Genomic DNA, 19,547 nt, shown 5'->3' on the forward strand with positions numbered 1-19,547 from the left:
GAGACTTATGGGATTTCAGACAGAGTTCAATTCGGTATGCAAGTTCAAGAATGAGCAGGAGCTATATGAGCTGCTGGAGTATGGACGCACCAAGATGGTGAAACAGGGCTTCCGTGTCTATCCGACCGGCCAGAAGGTGATCGCCTATAACCCGGAGAATACGGCGGTGGCGATTGTCAAAATCTCCGCATCGATTGCTGAAATCAACTTCCAGGGTCATGAGGTCACGGCGGTGGAGATGGATCTGGTCCGCAAGCTGACTGAGGATGAATCGCGTATCCAGACGGCTCTTGCCTATGAGATGTTCTTCGGGGAAGAGGGATGATTGTCCGCTTCGGCTATGTCGCCATGTCTACGGTGATCAAGGACTGCTCTCCCTCCAAAACAATGACGATGGCCAGCTTCAGCAAGCTGGGCGACCGGGAGGCGGCGCTGCGTAAGCTGGAATCCATCGCCCGGATGAATCTGCACAATACGCTCCGTCTGCTGAAGCATAATACCGGCTCGGATATCGAGGTCTACCGGATGACCTCCAAGCTGGTCCCGCTGGCGACACATCCGGATCTGGCGGACTGGCAGCCGCTAACTGCGCTTGCTGCGGAATTCGCTGAAGTGGGCGGCTATGTGAAACGCCACGGGATGCGTGTCAGCTTCCACCCGGATCACTTCACTGTACTGAGCACGCCGCGTCCTGAGGTGCTGGCCAGCTCGGTCCGCGATCTCCGGCATCATACGGACATGCTGGAGGCCATGGGGCTGCCGGCTACCGCCAAGAACAATATCCATATTGGCGGAGCTTATGGGGACAAGCCTGCGTCAGCCGAGCGCTTCTGCGAGCAGTGCGCGGCGCTGCCGCTTGCCCTCCGGGAGCGGATGACGCTGGAGAACGACGACAAGACGTTCAACGCCGTGGAGACGCTTGAGGTCTGCCGCAGGCTGGAGCTGCCGATGGTGCTGGATATCCATCATCAATGGGTGAACAATGAGGGCGAGCTGCCCTGGGAGCTGTGGCCGCAGATTCAGCAGACCTGGACAAGCCCTCTGGCCCAGAAGGATGCGCAGCCCGGGGAGCCGCTGCCGCCGAAGATTCATGTGTCCAGTCCGCGCAGCCCGTCTGATCCGCGCAGCCATGCTGATGGCGTGGAGCTGGCGCCGCTGCTTGCCTTCCTGAAGCGGATTGCCGCCGATACCCCGGCCGTGGATGTCATGATTGAGGCGAAGCTGAAGGACGGGGCGCTGTTCGCTCTGATGGAGGAGCTGAAGGGACTAGCTGCGGGCGGGAACGGAATTATGGTACGAAACGGAGCGAGCGTGAATATAGAACCATAACCGGCAAAAAACTTGACCGTTAGGCCATTTAACTGTGCCGGTTGTGACTTGATAAGTCAGTCTAAATAAGGTACGTTGAATGCAAGTTGAGCAGCCTGAGAATTTGGCGTACTGCTAGAGACAGCGTTCCATGGGAGAACGACATGTTCAAAGAAAGCGGAGTGAAGAGATGAGTCCTGTAAGTCCTGATAACCGAAATGAACGGGAGCCTTATGTGGTTACAAGCAAGGGGCATACGGCGGTAGCCATCAATGCGGCCGCCAAAGCGGGGGAATGGATCAAGACCAGACAAGGCCAGGTCAAGGAGCTGGGCAGCAAGACCTCTGCCCAGGACCTCGTTACGGAGGTGGATAAAGGGGTAGAGCAAATGATCCGCCGGCTGATCCTGACCCATTATCCGGACCATGCCATCCTGGGGGAAGAAGGGGTTCAGCCCGGAGCCGAGGCCGTCACTGCCGCTCTGGAGGAAGCGCGGGAGCATGACTATCTGTGGATTGTCGATCCGATCGACGGCACCACCAATTTCGTGCACGGCTTCCCTTTCTACTGTGTATCGATTGCACTGGTGGTGAAGGGAGAGCTTACGGTAGGGGTCATCTACGACCCGATTCGGGACGAGATGTTCGTGGCCGAGAAGGGCAAGGGCGCATATATGCACGGCATCCGGGCAGCGGTATCGGCGGAGACGGACCCGGGCAGCAGCCTGATTGCCATGGGCTTCCCGCCGGACCGGGTGATTGCCCAGCCGGCCAATCTGGCCGGGCTGCAGCAGATTCTGCCGCAGGTGCGCGGCATCCGCGCCGGAGGCTCGGCAGCGCTGCATCTGGCATATGTTGCTGTAGGCCGTGTGGACGGGTACTGGGAGGTCGGGCTTAGTCCGTGGGACTGCGCGGCAGGCGTACTGCTTGTACTGGAATCCGGCGGTAAGGTCACGGATACGCTGGGGAACCCCTACGACATTAGTACACGCCATGTAGTAGCCAGCAACGGCCAGATTCATGATTATCTGGTAGGCGCTCTGCAGGCAGCAGATGCTACAGGCTTCAAGAAGCAATAGGAGGCTTGAACGTCATGAACGAGAATGACGATCTGGAACAGAAATTAACCGAGCTGCTGGTGGAAGGCGAGATGGAGCAGGCCGACCGCAAGGCCAAGGAGCTCCGCCAGATTTCGCCCAAGTACGAGATCCGGATTCAGACCACCCTTGATCCCATTGTGGAAGAGACGCTTCGTTACCGCAAAATCGCCTATGAGCTGGATGACCGGTACGATAAGTATATGAAGCGGGCCGGATACAGCGGCACGCCGGACGGCGATGGCCCGAGGAAGCCTGCATCGCCCGGCAGCGAGGAGCAATAGAATTGCCGGCCTGCGGCCGGTTAGCTTCAGAAGAGAGCGGTTTTCCGGGTTGGCCGGGAAGCCGCTCTTTTGCGCAGCGGGAACGGGTGTTAGAATGGAATTATACTAATTTAGGGGGAATACGATGCTGAAGACATGGAGAAGATTCATATCAGCCTCTGCAGGCGGACTGCTGTTATTGGCCGCACTAATTCAAGTACAGGCGGGTCCGGCCGTTGCGGCAGCAGCAGACGCAGATCAAGGGGCGGCGCAGGATGTCTTTCGCATCGTGGCACTTGGAGATTCGATCACTGCCGGATATGAGCCGGGGATGACCGATCCGGGCGTGAAGCCGTACGGCTATGCTGAACGGTTATTGGAGCAAGGCTGGTACCACGGCAGAACGGAGCTTAGCAATTACGGTATTCTGGGCCTTAAGACCGCTGGGCTGCTTCAGTATACCAAGGCGATCCAGGAGGGGGCGGCTGTAAACGCAGAGGCGATTCAGCCCGGCCTGCCTGATCCGAGAATTGCCCAGTTCGCAGCGGCTGTTCCGCAGATCAAGGCCGAGCTTGCCGCTGCCGACCTGATTACCCTGACGATTGGCGGCAACGATGTCAGCAGCCTGTTCCTGAATTATAAGACGCTGACGGATACCGACTTCGCCGCCCAGCTGGCCGAGCGCCTCACGGAATATAGCAGCAATGTATCCGCAGCGCTGCAGAATATCCGGGCGGTCAATCCGCAGGCCACCATCCTGCTGGCCGATCAGTATCAGCCGGCTCCGCGGATTGCCCTGGGCGCTTCGTATGACAAGCTGATGAATGCCGCTGCGCAGTTCACTGCAGCCGCCGATCAGATTGCGGCATCGCTTAATCAGGCTGATGCCCCTGTGAAGATCGCTCATGTTGCGGCTGTCTTTGCGGGTACGGAGGCATCGCTCACCCATATTATCGGGGCAGGAGCGGCTGATTTTCACCCTACACAGGTTGGGTATGAAAGGATCGCCAAAGTGTTCGCCGGACTGCAATGGGGGGAATACCGGACTCCGGCAGTACCTGCATTGGCTTCAGGTGCGGCTGCGCCGATGTCCATCGTGGTGAAGGGGACGGAGCTGAACACGCCCAATAAGCCGGTGCTGAAGAACGGGCAGAATTTCCTGGCGCTGAAGGATATTCTGAATGCGGTAGGTGCGCAGGGGAAATGGGATAACAAGACCTCCAGCGCAACCGTCACCTACGGCGGAAGAACGGTAGTGATTACAATCGGGGCGAAGACCATGAAGGTGAACGGTGCGGATGTGGCGCTGGATACCCCGGCCTTCCTGCACAAGGTGGGCAAGGAGGACAAAACCTATCTCCCGCTGGGCGCGCTTGCTACCGGCCTTGGCTTCGATGTGAACTACAGCGCCAAGCTGCGGACAGCTTTCATTAATCCATAATTCCGCATAAGCTATCTAAATGAATCAATTAGGCCTAATCAGAAAAGGTGGATGAACGCAGTTGTCTAATGCCAAGTTTAAGAAGGACTATATCCTCACGATGGATGATATTGTACGGGAAGGAGCACCTGTGCTCCGTACCGTTACCGAGCCGGTGCAGGTCCCGCTCCGGCAGGAGGACCGCGAGGCGCTGCAATGTATGATGCAGTTCCTGAAGAACAGCCAGGATGAGGCGATGGCTGCCAAATATAAGCTGCGGTCTGGAGTAGGCTTATCCGCCAATCAGATCGGGCTGCCGCAACGGATGTTCGTCATGTATCTGACGGATGAGAACGGCCGGAAGGTAGAGTACACCTGGGTGAATCCCAAGATCATCAGCCACTCCATGGCGATGGTGTATCTGCCGGAGAGTGAAGGCTGCCTGTCCGTGGACCGGCCTGTACACGGCTTCGTGCCGCGTTACGAGTCGGTGAAGGTGCGGGGCTTCGATCTGGACGGCCAGGTCATTACCCAGCGGTTCAAGGGGTATCAGGCTATTGTGATCCAGCATGAGATGGATCATCTGGACGGCATCATGTTCTACGACCGGATCAATGCCCAGAACCCGTTCAAGCTGCCGCAGGATGTGGAGATCCGCAGCCTGTATGAGCAGAAGGGGAGTTAGCGGAGAGAGGCGGATGGGCGCGCCTGAGCGTTGTATCTGGCTGTGGCGGATCTGTCCGATTGGATAAGCCAATCGACTTTGAATGATGAATAAGGGGTGTCTCAGGCCATGTGCATGGCTGTTGAGACACCCCTTATTGTTATGCAATTCTGCGTGATGGACTGGGAGGCCCTTATCCAGAGGAATGTTACAACTCCCTAGGCTGATCGGACACAGAGGCCGTTAACCCATCACTTTGCAGTCTCTCTATGCTGAAAAGATGGGTTTAAGAGCTTCTGAGTCCGCGCTAGGCGTAAAAACTGGATTGTTGGGTACAATAGCGCCTTCTCTGTCCGCATAAGTCTATGATAAGCGTATCGAACATTGCTGGCGATGGACTACTTCTCCGCCGCCATCGCCGCGAAGGAGGCTTCGGCTGCTTCCAGCGTCAGATCGATGTCTGCATCTGTGTGCGCGGTGGTCAGGAACCAGGCCTCATATTTGGACGGGGCCAGGTTAATGCCGCGGCTGAGCATGTGGCGGAAGAAGCTGGCGAACAGCTCGCCGTCAGTATCCTGCGCTTCATCATAATTCGTGACCGGATGGCTGCAGAAGTGCGTCGAGAAGGCGCCGCGAATCCGGTTGATGGTCAGCGGAATGCCATGGCGGTCAGCGGAGGCCTGAAGTCCGTCGGTCAGGCGGACCGCCAGCCGTTCCATCTCGTCATAGACGCCTTCGGAGCTGAGCACCTCCAGGCAGGCAATACCGGCGGAGATAGAGGCCGGGTTGCCGGCCATCGTGCCGGCCTGGTAAGCCGGACCGAGCGGAGCGACCTGCTCCATGACATGCTTCCGTCCGCCATATGCGCCGATGGGCAGCCCGCCGCCGATGATTTTGCCGAGAGCTGTCAGGTCGGGGATGATCTCCTCATGATTCTCAAGTCCGGCATAGGTCTGAGTGGAGCCATAATGGAAACGGAAGGCGGTGATGACTTCATCATAGATGACCAGGGAGCCGTTATCATGGGTCAGCTTGCACAGGCCCTCCAGGAAGCCCGGCTGCGGCATGACCATCCCGAAGTTGCCGACAATCGGCTCAACCATCACGGCGGCAACATCCTTACCCCAGGTCTCTAGCGCTTCACGCAGGGCGTCCAGATTATTGAACGGAACGGTGATGACCTCCTGGGCAATACTGGCCGGAACGCCCGCGCTGTCCGGGATGCCGAGCGTGGATGGACCTGAACCTGCGGCGACCAGCACCAGGTCGGAGTGGCCGTGATAGCAGCCGGCGAACTTGATGATTTTGCTGCGCTTGGTGTAGGCGCGGGCTACGCGGATGGTTGTCATTACCGCTTCGGTGCCTGAGTTGACGAACCGCACCTTGTCCATGGAGGGGATCGCTTCCTTCAGCATCTTGGCCAGCTTGATTTCAAGCTGAGTCGGCGTGCCGTAGAGCAGCCCGTTCTGTGCAGCCTCTGTAATGGCAGCGGTGATATGCGGGTGGGCATGTCCGGTAATGATCGGGCCATAGGCGGCCAGATAATCGATATATTCATTGCCGTCCTCATCCCAGAAGCGTGAGCCTCCGGCGCGTTTCATGAATACGGGAGCACCGCCGCCCACGGCCTTGAAGGAGCGGGAGGGACTGTTCACGCCTCCGACGATATGCTGGAGCGCTTCCTGGTATAGCTGTTCTGATGTACTGCGGTTCATAGGGTATGTTCCTTTCTTCTTGGCTTGTGCGCAAGGGAAAGGGCGAACCGCGGCTGATTCCCGCTGTCCGCCCGCCCCGTGTGCCAAGCATGGTTATATTGGGTGCTACTTCGTTCCCGGTGTTGCTGACGGGCTGCTGCCCGGAGAAGCCTCTGCGTCAGGAGCAGGGGTTGGCGTCGGGTCCGGCGCTGTCATTGTATCCTGAACGAACTGCTTCAGCGCCCGCTCGCTGCTGAAGCTGATCACCTGGGAGCCGTCCTTGAGGGTCTTCTCCCGGATCAGCTTCATCGGCGGGATCTGTGCACTGCCGCCCATAGAGCTGTCATAACCTACCGTTGCCAGCTTCCACATGTCATTAACATCAAGGTTCGTGTCGATATACGGCGTGACCTGACCGAGAATATTCGGCAGCTTGATGATCGAAGTGGTGCTGATTACCTTGTCCGCCACCGCTTTGAGGAAGCCGCGCTGGCGCTCGGTCCGGGTGAAGTCAGAGGTGGCATCGTGACGGAAGCGCACATATTGCAGCGCCATTTTGCCGTCCAGGTGCTGGAAGCCTTTTTTGAGATCAATGTCGTATTCCGGACCGTCTGCCTTGGTGGTGTAGTGCATGTCCTTCTCGACCTCATAGTCCACACCGCCCACGGCATCCACCAGCTTAATGAAGCCCTGGAAATCGGTATAGACATAATATTGAATCGGAATGCCGAGCAGGTCGCTTACCGTCTGCATCGCCGTATTGGGTCCGTAAGTAATGGCAGCGTTGATCCGCTGGGTCCCGTGGTCAGGAATATCAACATACGTATCGCGCAGAATAGAGAAGACATAGAACTTCTTCTTCACCGGGTCCAGAGAGGCCACCAGCATCGTATCCGAGCGCGGAACCTCGCCCTTCTTCACCCCGCGGGCATCCACGCCCATCAGCAGGATGTTAACCGGCTCTGTGCCCTCCCATTCAGGGGGCTTAACCGCCTCCGCCGAGGGTGTAGGAACATTAGCAAACGGAGAATCGTCGCCTGTCTTGTGCAGATTATCGAGCTGGTTGTAGATTGCGGTGAAATAATAAACCAGACCTCCTATAATTAGAAGGAGGAAGATTGCCAGAGTCCAGAGCAGCGTTTTCTTCTTTGACTTGCCGGCCTTTGCGTGCCGGTTCTTTCTTGGCGGCATTTCGTTCGTCCTTTCCGGTTCGCAGTCTCTACATTATAATTTCTTTTGGGAAGACGCGTCAATTTCAGGTTCACCAACTATATCGGCAAGGAGTGGATTCTACATGAATATTACCATCGGCCAGGAGGTCCCCGACTTCACGCTCCCCGCATCCACCGGGCGGGAGATTACTCTAAGCGAATACCGCGGCAGGAAGGTGCTGCTCTACTTCTATCCCAAGGACAATACCCCGGCCTGCACACAAGAGGCGTGTGACTTCCGCGACGCCCATGATACCCTGTCTGCGCATGGAGCCGTGGTTCTTGGTATCAGCACCGATCCCATAGCTGCGCACGGCAAATTCAGCACGAAGCTCAGCCTGCCGTTTCCGCTGCTGTCCGATGAGGAGCATAAGGTCAGCGAGCTGTTCGGCGTATGGCAGCAGAAGAAGCTCTACGGCAAGGAATTCATGGGCATCGTCCGCTCGACCTTCCTGATTGATGAGGACGGAATTCTGCGGGCTGAGTGGCGCAAGGTCCGGGTGAAGGGCCATGTGGACGCAGCATTGGAACAAATCGTGAAATAATCAGTATGCTGGGAATTAATTGCATTTGTCTGTTACATTTCTAACAGCCTGGGTCAGGCGCTCTCATGATATAGTTGCCTCATATTACTTCAAATTTGGAGCAAGGTATGGGGGATAGCATGAAAATACTGCGTATAGGGCTAGACGTCGGTTCCACTACGGCCAAATTGGTGGTCATGGAGCAGGGTACCATTATATATCAGGATTATGTGCGTCATTTCAGCGATATCAAAAAAGCAGCCATCACCCTCCTGTCAGATGTGCAGCAGAGATTCCCGGATCGCGAAGCGGCGCTTACGGTAAGCGGTTCCTCCGGCCTGTCCTTATCCAAGCTGGGGGAGATTCCGTTTGTCCAGGAGGTCATTGCCTGCACCAGAGCGATAAGTGAGCGGATTCCGCAGTGCGATACCGCGATTGAGCTGGGCGGAGAGGATGCGAAGATCATCTATCTCAGCGGCGGGGTGGAACAGCGGATGAATACTGCCTGTGCCGGCGGCACCGGAGCGTTCATCGATCAGATGGCCTCGCTGCTCCAGACCGATCCTGGCGGGCTGAATGAGCTGGCCGTGAAATATGAACGGATCTATCCGATTGCCTCGCGCTGCGGCGTATTCGCGAAGAGTGATGTGCAGCCGCTGCTGAATGAAGGGGCGCGCCGTGAGGATGTGGCGGCTTCGATCTTCCAGAGCATCGTGAACCAGACGATCAGCGGTCTTGCCTGCGGGCGGCCGATCCGCGGCCGCGTCGCGTTCCTGGGCGGACCGCTGACCTTCCTGTCCGCGCTCCGCGACCGGTTCACGGAGACGCTGGGGCTGGGGGAGGGCGAGGTGCTGTTCCCGGAGCACTCGCAATATTTCGTGGCCATCGGCTCGGCACTGGCGCCGTCTGATCCCCTGTTCCTGCCGCTCTCCGGCTGGATCTCCCGGATTGCGGCGGTCGACTTCTCGCTGGACCGGGCGGAGGATGCCGAGCTGGCTCCGCTGTTCGGGACGCCCGACGAGCTGGCCCAGTTCAGGCTCCGTCACCGCGCGGCAACGGCACCGCGTGCGGAGCTATCTGCCTATCGGGGGCCGGTCTATCTCGGAATTGATGCCGGCTCGACAACCACCAAGCTGGTGGTTACCGGTGCGGCAGACGAAATTCTGCACACCTTCTATGGAAGCAACAAGGGCAATCCGCTGCAATCGGTTACGGATGCGCTGAAGGAGATTTACCGGGTGCTGCCCTCCGGCTGCCATATTGCCGGGGCGTACGCTACCGGTTACGGCGAGGGTCTGGTCAAGGCCGCCCTGCGGCTTGACGGCGGCGAGGTGGAGACGGTGGCCCATTACAAGGCGGCCTCCCGGTTCATGCCGGAGGTAGACTTCATCCTCGATATCGGCGGCCAGGATATGAAGTGCATCAAGATCAGGGGCGGGGCTATCGACAGCCTGATGCTGAATGAAGCCTGCTCGGCAGGCTGCGGCTCCTTCCTGGAGAGCTTCGCTTCCGCGCTGGAGCTTGGCATTGAGGCGTTCGCAGAGGCGGCGCTCGAAGCCCGGAAGCCGGTCAACCTCGGCTCCCGCTGCACCGTATTCATGAACTCCAAGGTGAAGCAGGTTCAGAAGGAAGGGGCGACGCTGGCCGACCTCTCGGCCGGGCTGGCTTATTCTGTGGTGAAGAATGCGCTGCAGAAGGTCATCAAAATCCGCAACCCCGAGGACCTGGGACGCAGCATCATTGTTCAGGGCGGCACCTTCTATAATGAAGCTGTGCTGCGGGCGTTCGAGCTGCTGACGGGGCGTACGGTGGTTAGACCCGATATCGCAGGTGTAATGGGTGCCTACGGCTGCGCGCTGATCGCCAGAGAACAGGCTGCCCCGGAAGGAATCAGCACGATTCTGGGACCGGAGGAATTGGAGAGCTTCACTTATTCCGTTGCACCCGGCCGCTGCAGCCGCTGCGCCAATAACTGTGCGCTGACGATCAGCCGCTTCCCCGATAAGAGCTTCCATGTGACAGGCAACCGCTGTGAGCGGGGAGCCGGCGGCAAGAAGGAGAAGAACAGCCTGCCGAATCTGATGCAGTATAAATATGAACGCTTCTTCGACTATGAAGGCTTGCCCGAAGTGGCGGCGGTTCGGGGGACGGTCGGCATCCCGCGCACGATGAATATGTTCGAGAATTATCCGTTCTGGCACACCTTCTTCACTTCTCTGCGTTACCGGACGGTGCTGTCCCCCAAATCAAGCAAAAAGCTGTATGAGCGCGGTATGGATACCATTCCCTCGGAGTCGATCTGCTATCCGGCGAAGATGGCGCACGGGCATGTGCAGCACCTGATCGGGCAGGGTGTGGACTTCATTTTCTACCCGGCGGTGGTCTATGAGAAGAAGGAGGATGACGCGGCCCAGAATCATTTCAATTGTCCGGTTGTTGCCTCCTATCCCGAGGTGATCCGCAATAATATGGATGGGCTGAAGGAGCAGGGTGTGCCGCTGATCAGCCCGTTCCTGACCTTCGATGATATTCCGGCTCTGACCCGGGTTCTGGCAAGAACGTTCCCGGAGGTTCCGAGGGAAGAGATTGCTGCGGCTGTCCAGGCCGGACTGGCTGAGGCTGACCAGGCGAAGAATGATGTGCGCAGCAAGGGCGAAGAGACGCTGGTCTTCCTCTCGGAGACAGGCACGAAGGGAATCTTGCTGTGCGGACATCCCTACCATGCCGACCCGGAGATCAACCACGGGATTGCCGATATGATTACCGGGATGGGGTTGGCTGTACTGACCGAGGATTCCATCTGCCATCTGGACCGCAGTGAGGGGGACGTGGGGGTAGTGAACCAATGGACCTACCATGCGCGGATGTACCGTGCGGCCCGGCTGGCGGCTTCAAGGGACGATCTGGAGCTGGTCCAGCTCACCTCGTTCGGCTGCGGAATCGATGCGATTACCTGTGACGCGGTTCAGGAGATCATGGAGCGGCACAACAAGGTCTACACGCTCATCAAAATCGACGAAATCAGCAACCTGGGAGCCGCCCGCATCCGCCTGCGCTCCCTGCAGGCTGCGATGCGCGAGCGCGAAAAGGGCGAAGTGAGACCGCAGCTGCTCTATAAGCCGCAGCCGGGTGTGCCGTTCACGAAGGAAATGAAGGATACCTACACCATTCTCGCTCCGCAGATGTCGCCGATTCACTTCGAGCTGTTCGAGCGGGTCTTCCAGGATGCCGGCTACCGGTTGAAGATTCTGGAATCAACCGGCCCGCAGGAGACGGAGGAAGGGCTGCGGTATGTCAATAATGATGCCTGTTATCCGGCGATTGTCACGATCGGGCAGATACTGTCCGCTCTGAAAAGCGGGGATTATGATCCTGACCGGACCGCAGTCATTATGTCGCAGACCGGCGGGGGCTGCCGGGCGACTAACTACATCTCCCTGCTGCGCAAGGCGCTGAAGGATGCAGGTCTGGGGCAGATTCCCGTGATTTCCCTGAATGCCTCCGGGATGGAGAACCAGCCGGGCTTCCGCATCAGTCTGAAGCTGGCGAACCGTCTGATTGCTGCAGCGTGCTACGGGGATCTGATGATGCGTCTGCTGCACCGCTTCCGGCCGTATGAAGCTGTTCCGGGAAGTGCGGAAGCCCTTTTCCGCCAAGGCATGGAGCGCTGTAAGAGCAGCCTGTCGACCTTCTCCTTCCGCGAATATAAGCGGCTGACACGCGAGATTGTCGGGGAATTCTCCCGTCTGCCGGTGATTCAGGCCGAGAAGCCCAAGGTCGGCATTGTCGGGGAGATTCTGATCAAGTTCCACCCGGACGCGAACAACCGGATCATCGATATGATTGAGGCGGAAGGCGGAGAGGCGGTCATGCCGGACTTCCTGGATTTCATCTTCTATTGTGTCTACAATCCGATCTACAAGGCCGAACAATTCGGCAAAAGCAAACGGCTGGGCTACATCAATCCCATGCTGATCTCGTATCTCGAAATCTACCGCAAGCCGGTTAAGGTGGCGCTGGAGCAGGCCGGCCTGTCCAAGGGCCGGGAGAATATCTACGGCCTGGCCGAGAAGGCGGGCCGGCTCGTATCTGTCGGGAATCAGATGGGCGAAGGCTGGTTCCTGACGGCTGAAATGATGGACCTGCTGGATAACGGAGTGAATAATATCGCCTGCATCCAGCCGTTCGCCTGCCTGCCGAACCACATTACCGGGCGCGGGATGATTAAGGGACTGAAGGATCTGTATCCGGGCGCGAACATCGTCGCCATCGACTACGATGCCGGGGTCAGCGTGGTGAACCAGGCCAACCGCATCAAGCTGATGATGTCGATTGCCAGCGGCCTGACCAGCGGGAAGCAGGCGGCAGAGGAACTGATGCCGCTGTCCCCGGCGCTGGCGGGCAGTGTAGGCTGCCAAGGGTAGGTATAAATATAGCGGACCGGTAAATATGCCGGTCCGCTTGTTTGATATGCAGAAAAACGAATATAATGCGTACTGCTGCGGTGAGAGAAGGGCCCCATTGCACCACAGCCAGTAACATTTATATGGAAATCCTGCAAAAGGTGCAACAATACAGTCTCATAGAAGCGGCCTATGCGGAAATCCTGCACCAAATGCAACAAATCGAGCGCCAACTTACTCTAACCACCGAAATTTCTGCAAATAATGCAACAATCCTCCACAGCCAGTAACATTTATAGAAAGATCCTGCAAAAGGTGCAACAATGCTCCCGTACACGCCCAAACGCAGGCCGAATCTCTATGGAAAACCGAACACAATGAGACCGGAGGCGGCGCGTGGGCCAAATGTAATCGAAAAACCGATCACATTGGCTTGCGCGAGGTAAGCGGGCCGGATGCAGGCCGGGAGCCAACGAGGGGCGGAAGTGTCCCTCTGAATTGGCGGGATGCCTCCAAAATTACTTCTGCTTCTGCAGCTTCTCCTTCACGCGCATCGCTTTATTCAGGTGGACGAATGGATGCCGGGTGGCCGGCATCAGCACCAGGCCGGCTGTCGTTTTGCCCGCCCAATAATCAAGCAGCCACTGCTCCGACTCCAGGACAGCCTGCTCCTCCCTGACTCTGCTGAACTGAGCCGCACTGGCCTTGGCTGTGAACTGTCCCGGCTCCAGCGCAGCAATGACCGAACGCGTCCGCTTCGCGACAGCGTGCCGGTACGCTGCCAATGCCTCCAGATCTATCGCCCCGCTAAGGGCGGCGATATCCTGCCCGCTCATCCCGTTGCCGGAATGAACGTAAGGAATCCCCAGCCTCCGGGTATACTGACCCGAGTGCAGCACCTGCTCACTGTCCGCAACCAGCAGATTCATGGTAATATCCTCAATCCGTGCGCTGTGCCAGAGATGCCAGGCGATGGAGTTGCGGCTGCCGGGGGTTTTCACAGGATAACTGCGCACGGTCTGCTCCAGCAGCTGATCCCATAAGCAATCCTCATAAGTTACCGGTTCCCCGCCGCCGTCTTCCGGAGCGTACAGGGCAGAATGCAGCGCAAGGAAGATTGTGACGGCTGCCGTATGCGCTTCAGGCCTCATAATAATTCCGGATAATTTTTTATGCTGACCGTTCCAGTGATTCCGCTGTTCCTGGTTCATTTTCATGGCCTTCTTTCCATAGTTTTTCAGAAAATTTCTGCAATTAGTTATTGACGGGGAAATAGGTAAATAGTAAAATAGTTCGCATGCGAAGTAAATAGTTCGTATACGAAGTATTATCCTGCTTGTGGAGGGAGATAGGCTTGGAGGAAAAGGAAAAACAGCTGGACGATATTCTGTCCTCTTTCCGCTGCATCAACCATAACTTCCAGCAGCTTCTGTGGAAGTATGGGGAAGAGCTTAATATAACCTCAACCCAGCTCATGGTGCTGCGTAAGCTGGCGATGCATCCTGATGTCGGCATCACGGAGCTTGCTGATCTGCTGCATCTGGGCAACAGTGCGGCCAGCGGGGTAGTGGACCGGATGGTGAAGGCCGGGCTGATTACCAGAGAGCGCTCGCAGAGCGACAGACGCAGCTTCAAGCTGGCAATGACCGAGAAGGGCAAGGAAATCCGTGAGCTTAGCAGACAGTCATTCCGGCGGCATGTGCAGCCCCTGGCTGAGCTTCCCGCTGAGGATGCACAGGAACTGCTGCGGCTGCATGGCGAAATTATCAGAATTCTAGAACAAGGGAGAGACAACAAGAAGCTATGAGTACAATAACTGCTGGCCCTGCAACGTCCAAGACGGTCCGCAGAGGACCGATTATCGCCGCGCTGCTGATCGGCGCATTCGTGGCGCTGCTCAATCAGACACTGATGAACGTGGCGCTGCCCAAAATGATGGAGGATCTTAATATCCTGGCCAACACAGCCCAATGGCTGACGACCGGCTTCATGCTGGTGAACGGGGTGCTGGTGCCGGTCAGCGCTTATCTGGTGGAGAAGTTTACAACCCGCCAGCTTTTTACGACGGCAATGATGCTATTCTCCATAGGTACACTGGTCTGTGCGATCGGAACAGGCTTTGAGATGATTATGGTCGGCAGAGTGATTCAGGCCGTGGGTGCCGGGATTCTTATGCCGCTGATGAACATTGTGTTCCTGCGTATCTTCCCGATTGAAGAACGCGGCAAGGCCATGGGGCTGATGGCGGTTGCGATGATTTTTGCCCCGGCGGTCGGGCCTACCCTGTCCGGCTGGGTGGTTCAGAACTACTCCTGGCGCGTGCTGTTCTACATCGTGCTGCCGCTGGCCATTTTCTCAATGCTGCTTGGCATGAAGACGATGCAGAATGTTGGCAAGCTGACCTCCCCGCGGCTGGATAAGCCGGGGATCATCCTGTCGACCCTGGGCTTCGGCGGGCTGCTCTACGGCTTCAGTGATGCCGGAACCGACGGCTGGGGAAGCACAACCGTCATCCTCTGCCTGATTCTGGGTGTGGTCTCCCTGGCGCTGTTTGTATGGCGGGAGCTGACCACGGATAAGCCGCTGCTGGAGTTCCGCATTTTCCGTTACAACATGTTCTCCCTGACTACCGTGATCAACATCATCGTAACGATGGCTATGTATGCCGGTATGATCCTGCTGCCGATCTATCTGCAGACCATCCGCGGCTTTACGCCGATGGAATCCGGACTGATGCTGCTGCCGGGTGCGGTGCTGATGGGCATCATGTCGCCGATTACGGGAATTATTTTTGATAAAATCGGTGCCAGATGGCTGGCCGTCATCGGTCTGGCCATCACCACCGTAACGACCTGGGAATTCAGCCGGATCAGCACAGACACCACCTATACCCATCTGATTCTGACCTATACCGCGCGGATGTTCGGCATGTCCATGCTGATGATGCCGATCGTCACAGCCGGTCTGAACCAGCTGCCGCAGCGCCTCGCTTCCCACGGTACGGCGATGTCTAACACCCTGCGGACGGTAGGCGGCGCGCTGGGGATGGCGCTGTTCGTCAGCCTGATGACCAACCGCACGAAGAGCACCATCACGGATGCCCTGGTGAGCGGTGCGGTCTCGAAGACTGACAAGGCAGCGATGCTGAAGCTGACGCAGGACGCGACCATTAACGGGATTACCCATGCGTTCGCGGTGGCAACCTGGGTGACGGTGGCTGCCCTGGTGCTGGCCCTGTTCATCCGCAAGACCTCGCCGCAGCCCGACTTCCTGAAGACGGAAGAAGCCGACGGCGGACAGCCGCAGCCGAATCTGGCGAAATCGCAGAGAGCATAATTCAATATTGAGTATCAAAAAAGACGATCCGCTATAACCGTTTACGGTTGCCGGACCGTCTTTTTTGAAATATAAGAATGTATATGTTCCACACGATAACTTATCCTTATATTTCTCGCTGAAACGATACCGCCCTTAAAAAGGACGGCATAGCCGTTTCCACTTGATAGATGGGGTCCCCGCAAAGTACCTGAGTCATCATCGAAGCCAAAGCCTCACTTTGTGGGGGTATTTTGCCGGCTGCTCTTTACCAGTATAGACCGGCAAACCTGACAGCATGGATTCAGGTTTATTTACCCGTGCGGACAAAATGAATTAGGAGGCTGATCAATGCGATTATTGCGGCTCCGGGAGGTCTGACGCGTAGATCGCCGCAACGCCGCGCGCCACCTCGCCCACCCTGCGGCGGACATGCTCCGGCGCCAGCACCTCAAGGGTTGTTCCGAAGCTGAGCAGGAAGCCGTACAGCCAGTCGTTCTCAGGATAGTTAACAGTAAGTATGTATCCTCCGCGCTCATCCTGCTGAAGCGTCCCGCAGTCGAAGTACTCCTCGGCAAGATGCCTGCCTTCCGGTGCGAACCTAAGGGTTAGCGCTACGGTCTGCTGAGGGTCCTTCCACCCGTTGCTCCAGGGCAGCTCCTGCAGCGGTACCTCCTGCCGGGTATACTGCCGCCGCTCCTTCACCAGCGCCTTCATCCGTAGCAGCTTGAAGAGCCGGAAATCCTGGCGCTCTGTACAGAAGCCGTATATGTACCAGGACTGTCCCTTAAGCACCAAGGTATAAGGCTCTATGGTGCGTCTGGTCACGCGTCCCTCCGCTGATATGTATTCAAAGGTGACGGCAACTGCTTCCTCCAGCGCCTCTTTCAGCAGGCTGATCCGCTCCTCCAGCGGGGTCATCAGCTCCCACGGGGAGAGATCGACGATCATCTGGGTGGTTAAGCTGCGGAAGGCTTCCTTCTGGGACGGCGGAATGACACTGCTGATCTTATCCATTAGCAGCTGATGGCTGCCGCCATAGGAGGAGACGCTCTGCAGCGCTGTGAAAATATCGGCCAGCTCACGCTCGGACAGGACGTTGCGGTCGAGCCGGTAGCCCGGCATCAGGCCGATACCTCCCCCGGAGCCCTGGTAGGTGACGACAGGAATTCCGGCGCCGTTAATGCTCTCGATATCGCGGTAGATCGTGCGTACAGACACCTCGAACATATCGGCCAGCTCCTTGGCCTGAATCAGCGGCCGGTTGAGCAGCAGGATGACGATGGAGAGGAGACGGTCGATTTTCATAGGAATACCTTCTTTCGGGCTAAGGCTTAGCGGTTCTTGGAGGTCTCATTGACCTTAGTCTCCAGCCGGGCAACGGATTTGCGGCGCAGCAGCCGGTGGCGCAGGGCGGCCCGGTAACGGTACAGGATAATGACTGCGGCAATGAAGATCACACCCAGAGCGATCCACAGGGCGTAGGTCTCGATCAGGTGAAAGATGCCCATCCATTGGGGACCGAAGATTTTGCCGATGCCTAGGAACAGGACGACCCAGAACAAGGCGCCGCCGTAGGCGTACATGGCGAATTTGCGGAAGGGCAGGGCGATGATGCCGGCAAAGTAGCCGGTGAAATGGCGGACGCCGGGAATAAAGTAACCAATGGAGATCAGGATACTGCCGTACTTCTCGAACCAGCGCTGCGTCTTCTCCAGCTTGGCGGGGGAGAACAGAAACCATTTGCCGTAGCGCTGGATGAAGGGCAGCCCGGCCTTGAGGCCGATGAAATACGTGATGGTCATGCCGATGGTGGTCCCTGCAAAAGCCACAACAATCAGCGTGAAGAAATCCAGTCTGCCGGTGAAGGACAGAAATCCTGCGAAGGCCATGGTGGTCTCTCCCGGAAAGGGCAGGGCAATAAATTCTAGCAGAAGCCCGAAGAACAATACGCTATATCCATAGCTTGCGAACAATTCCTGTATCCATTTCAGCATTTCCATCGATTCTTCACTCTCCAAAGGCTGTGAGCCAATTCTAATCTGAAGCTTGTCTTCATACAATCTACCAAATGGCAGAATCGCGCCAATAGAATGCTGGAGGTAGAGAAGATGAAGGTAAGCCTGGGAAAATCTATCCGCCGCTTGATTATTTGCGGGTTGCTGGTGATTGCAGTAGTGCTCGGTGTGGGGGTGTCAGCCTATGGAGGAAGGGGGGATCTCCCTGCTGCGCAGAATGCGGTCTCCCGGCAGGCTGAGGCCGGCAAGGCGTTACCTCTACTCTCTAAGAATAATCCTCCGGCTGCTCCGGTGCAAGATTTGACGCCTGCGGCGGCCGGGCATGCAGCGGGGAAGCCGCAGAAGCCGCATATCTCTGTCCTATCTGCAAAAGAGAGCACAACAGCTCCGGAACCCTCCGGGCAGGCGAAGCAGAAACGGGTGGTCTATCTGACCTTCGACGACGGGCCGAGCGCAGTCACTCCCCGGGTCCTCAGCATCCTGCAGCAGCAGGGCGTCAAGGCCACCTTCTTCATGCTGGGTGAGCAGGCTGCCGGGCGTCCGGAGCTGGTTAAAGCGGTCTATGAGCAGGGACATGCCATCGGTAACCATACCTATAATCATAATTACCATGATTTATATAGCGGATTCACAGAATTCTGGCGCCAGATCAAACAGACGGAAGAGACCGTGCGGGAGATCACCGGCATCCGTCCGCAGCTGGTCCGGGCCCCGGGCGGGACCTTTGATCATTTCGACAATACGTATTTTGAGCTGCTGAAGCAGGCAGGCTATACGGTCATGGACTGGACCGTGGACAGCGGTGATTCGCGCCGCCGCGGAGTGCCCGCCGCCGAAATTCTGCGGAATTCGGCCGCTGACCTGACCTCGCCCAGTGTCGTGCTGCTGCTGCATGACGGATCGGGGCATGAGCAGAGCGCCAAGGCGCTGCCGGCAATTATTGAACGGTACAAGGCGGCCGGTTATGAATTCGGACTGCTGGACGAACAGAGTGAGCCGGTGCAGTTCAGGGTGTCCGGGAAGGCGGCTGCTCTGCACCGGGCGAAGCCGTCTGATGCTTGGGTCACGGCCAATATTGTGCCCAATGCCGCACTGATCACCCCCGGTAAAGCCCTCGCGCTGGAGGTTGGCGGGGTAGAGGCCAGACTGAAGCCGGGCGAATACCGGCTGCAGGACGGGCAATATGTTGTTCCGCTCCGCGCCACGGTGGAACGCCTGGGCGGACAAGTCGGGTGGAATGCAGAAGCCCGCAGCGGAACGGCAGTTTGGAACGGGTGCAGTCTGACGCTGGATACCGCGAAGCAGGAGATTGGCATTCTGCGCAAGGACGGCAGTGAGGAGTTCAGGCCGGCGTCTGTGCAGCTCATTGATTCCGCGCTCTGGGTTCCCCTGCGGACATTGCTGGAAGCGGCAGGGCATCCTTCTGTAGAGGCCAGAGTGAATGCAGACGAACGCAGCGTGAAGGCTGCATAAACCGGGTGTCCGAGTTAAATAGGCAGAAGAGATTTACAGCAGGCAAGTCCCGCTCAGGCAAAATGAGATCACCGGATGTCTGGGCATCCTTGTTCGTGGGAAGAATAGAGCGTAACAGGCTCCTGCCAGCCTTGCAGCCAGTAAGCTGCTGGTCTGTA

The 19,547-nt window shown here is 57.5% G+C and carries 16 protein-coding genes; 11 read left to right on the top strand and 5 right to left on the bottom strand.

What is annotated here, in order from left to right:
• The first annotated feature begins 7 nt into the window (after positions 1-7).
• From MHI24_RS19375 to def, 6 genes are all read left to right on the top strand, one after another.
• Positions 8-325 (top strand): hypothetical protein, encoded by a 318-nt coding sequence (locus MHI24_RS19375; RefSeq protein ID WP_340021162.1) that lies wholly within the window; start codon positions 8-10, stop codon positions 323-325.
• Entirely contained in the window at positions 322-1,329 is a 1,008-nt protein-coding gene (gene uvsE / locus MHI24_RS19380; protein WP_340021163.1) for a UV DNA damage repair endonuclease UvsE, read from the top strand. Before MHI24_RS19375 ends, uvsE begins: the two co-directional genes overlap by 4 nt.
• 169 nt (positions 1,330-1,498) lie before the next feature.
• Positions 1,499-2,386: an inositol monophosphatase family protein gene (locus MHI24_RS19385; RefSeq protein ID WP_340021164.1), complete on the top strand. Its 888-nt coding sequence runs from the start codon at positions 1,499-1,501 to the stop codon at positions 2,384-2,386.
• A 14-nt stretch (positions 2,387-2,400) separates the two neighbouring features.
• Positions 2,401-2,688, top strand: coding sequence for a hypothetical protein (locus MHI24_RS19390; protein ID WP_340021165.1), 288 nt, complete (start codon positions 2,401-2,403; stop codon positions 2,686-2,688).
• A 124-nt stretch (positions 2,689-2,812) separates the two neighbouring features.
• The gene (locus tag MHI24_RS19395; protein WP_340021166.1) at positions 2,813-4,108 is read left to right on the top strand and encodes a stalk domain-containing protein; all 1,296 of its coding nucleotides are present in this window, start codon (positions 2,813-2,815) and stop codon (positions 4,106-4,108) included.
• A gap of 100 nt (positions 4,109-4,208) precedes the next feature.
• Complete coding sequence (gene def, locus MHI24_RS19400) at positions 4,209-4,772, top strand: peptide deformylase (protein WP_340026733.1); 564 nt, start codon at positions 4,209-4,211, stop codon at positions 4,770-4,772.
• A gap of 377 nt (positions 4,773-5,149) precedes the next feature.
• On the opposite strand, the gene MHI24_RS19405 is transcribed toward def, so the two are convergent.
• Both MHI24_RS19405 and MHI24_RS19410 read right to left on the bottom strand, forming a co-directional pair.
• Positions 5,150-6,466: a glutamate-1-semialdehyde 2,1-aminomutase gene (locus MHI24_RS19405; RefSeq protein ID WP_340021167.1), complete on the bottom strand. Its 1,317-nt coding sequence runs from the start codon at positions 6,464-6,466 to the stop codon at positions 5,150-5,152.
• Between the two features lie 105 nt (positions 6,467-6,571).
• Positions 6,572-7,636 (bottom strand): LCP family protein, encoded by a 1,065-nt coding sequence (locus MHI24_RS19410; RefSeq protein WP_340021168.1) that lies wholly within the window; start codon positions 7,634-7,636, stop codon positions 6,572-6,574.
• Positions 7,637-7,739: 103 nt separating this feature from the next.
• Here MHI24_RS19410 and bcp point away from each other — a divergent pair, with 103 nt between their 5' ends.
• On the top strand, positions 7,740-8,201 hold the full coding sequence (bcp, locus tag MHI24_RS19415) for a thioredoxin-dependent thiol peroxidase (RefSeq protein WP_340021169.1): 462 nt from the start codon (positions 7,740-7,742) through the stop codon (positions 8,199-8,201).
• A gap of 119 nt (positions 8,202-8,320) precedes the next feature.
• Positions 8,321-12,604, top strand: a complete 4,284-nt coding sequence (locus MHI24_RS19420) for an acyl-CoA dehydratase activase-related protein (protein ID WP_340021170.1) — start codon at positions 8,321-8,323, stop codon at positions 12,602-12,604.
• Positions 12,605-13,101: 497 nt separating this feature from the next.
• Here MHI24_RS19420 and MHI24_RS19425 read toward each other — a convergent pair whose 3' ends face one another.
• Positions 13,102-13,794: a DinB family protein gene (locus MHI24_RS19425; protein WP_340021171.1), complete on the bottom strand. Its 693-nt coding sequence runs from the start codon at positions 13,792-13,794 to the stop codon at positions 13,102-13,104.
• A gap of 143 nt (positions 13,795-13,937) precedes the next feature.
• Between MHI24_RS19425 and MHI24_RS19430 the strand changes: the two genes are divergently transcribed.
• Both MHI24_RS19430 and MHI24_RS19435 read left to right on the top strand, forming a co-directional pair.
• Positions 13,938-14,390 (top strand): MarR family transcriptional regulator, encoded by a 453-nt coding sequence (locus tag MHI24_RS19430; protein WP_340021172.1) that lies wholly within the window; start codon positions 13,938-13,940, stop codon positions 14,388-14,390.
• Positions 14,387-15,919 carry a DHA2 family efflux MFS transporter permease subunit gene (locus tag MHI24_RS19435; RefSeq protein WP_340021173.1) on the top strand — a complete coding sequence of 511 codons (1,533 nt, stop codon included), beginning with the start codon at positions 14,387-14,389 and terminating at the stop codon, positions 15,917-15,919. The genes MHI24_RS19430 and MHI24_RS19435 overlap by 4 nt, the downstream gene beginning before the upstream one ends.
• A 336-nt stretch (positions 15,920-16,255) precedes the next feature.
• Here MHI24_RS19435 and MHI24_RS19440 read toward each other — a convergent pair whose 3' ends face one another.
• Positions 16,256-17,206 carry a YafY family protein gene (locus tag MHI24_RS19440; protein WP_340021174.1) on the bottom strand — a complete coding sequence of 317 codons (951 nt, stop codon included), beginning with the start codon at positions 17,204-17,206 and terminating at the stop codon, positions 16,256-16,258.
• 26 nt (positions 17,207-17,232) lie between these two features.
• A complete protein-coding gene (locus MHI24_RS19445) occupies positions 17,233-17,901 on the bottom strand; it encodes a DedA family protein (protein ID WP_340021175.1) in 669 nt (222 codons plus the stop codon).
• A gap of 108 nt (positions 17,902-18,009) precedes the next feature.
• On the opposite strand from MHI24_RS19445, the gene MHI24_RS19450 reads away from it, so the two are divergent.
• Complete coding sequence (locus tag MHI24_RS19450; protein WP_340021176.1) at positions 18,010-19,389, top strand: polysaccharide deacetylase family protein; 1,380 nt, start codon at positions 18,010-18,012, stop codon at positions 19,387-19,389.
• Positions 19,390-19,547: the final 158 nt, after the last annotated feature.

Source organism: Paenibacillus sp. FSL K6-1096 (assembly GCF_037977055.1).
Lineage (GTDB): Bacteria > Bacillota > Bacilli > Paenibacillales > Paenibacillaceae > Paenibacillus_AQ.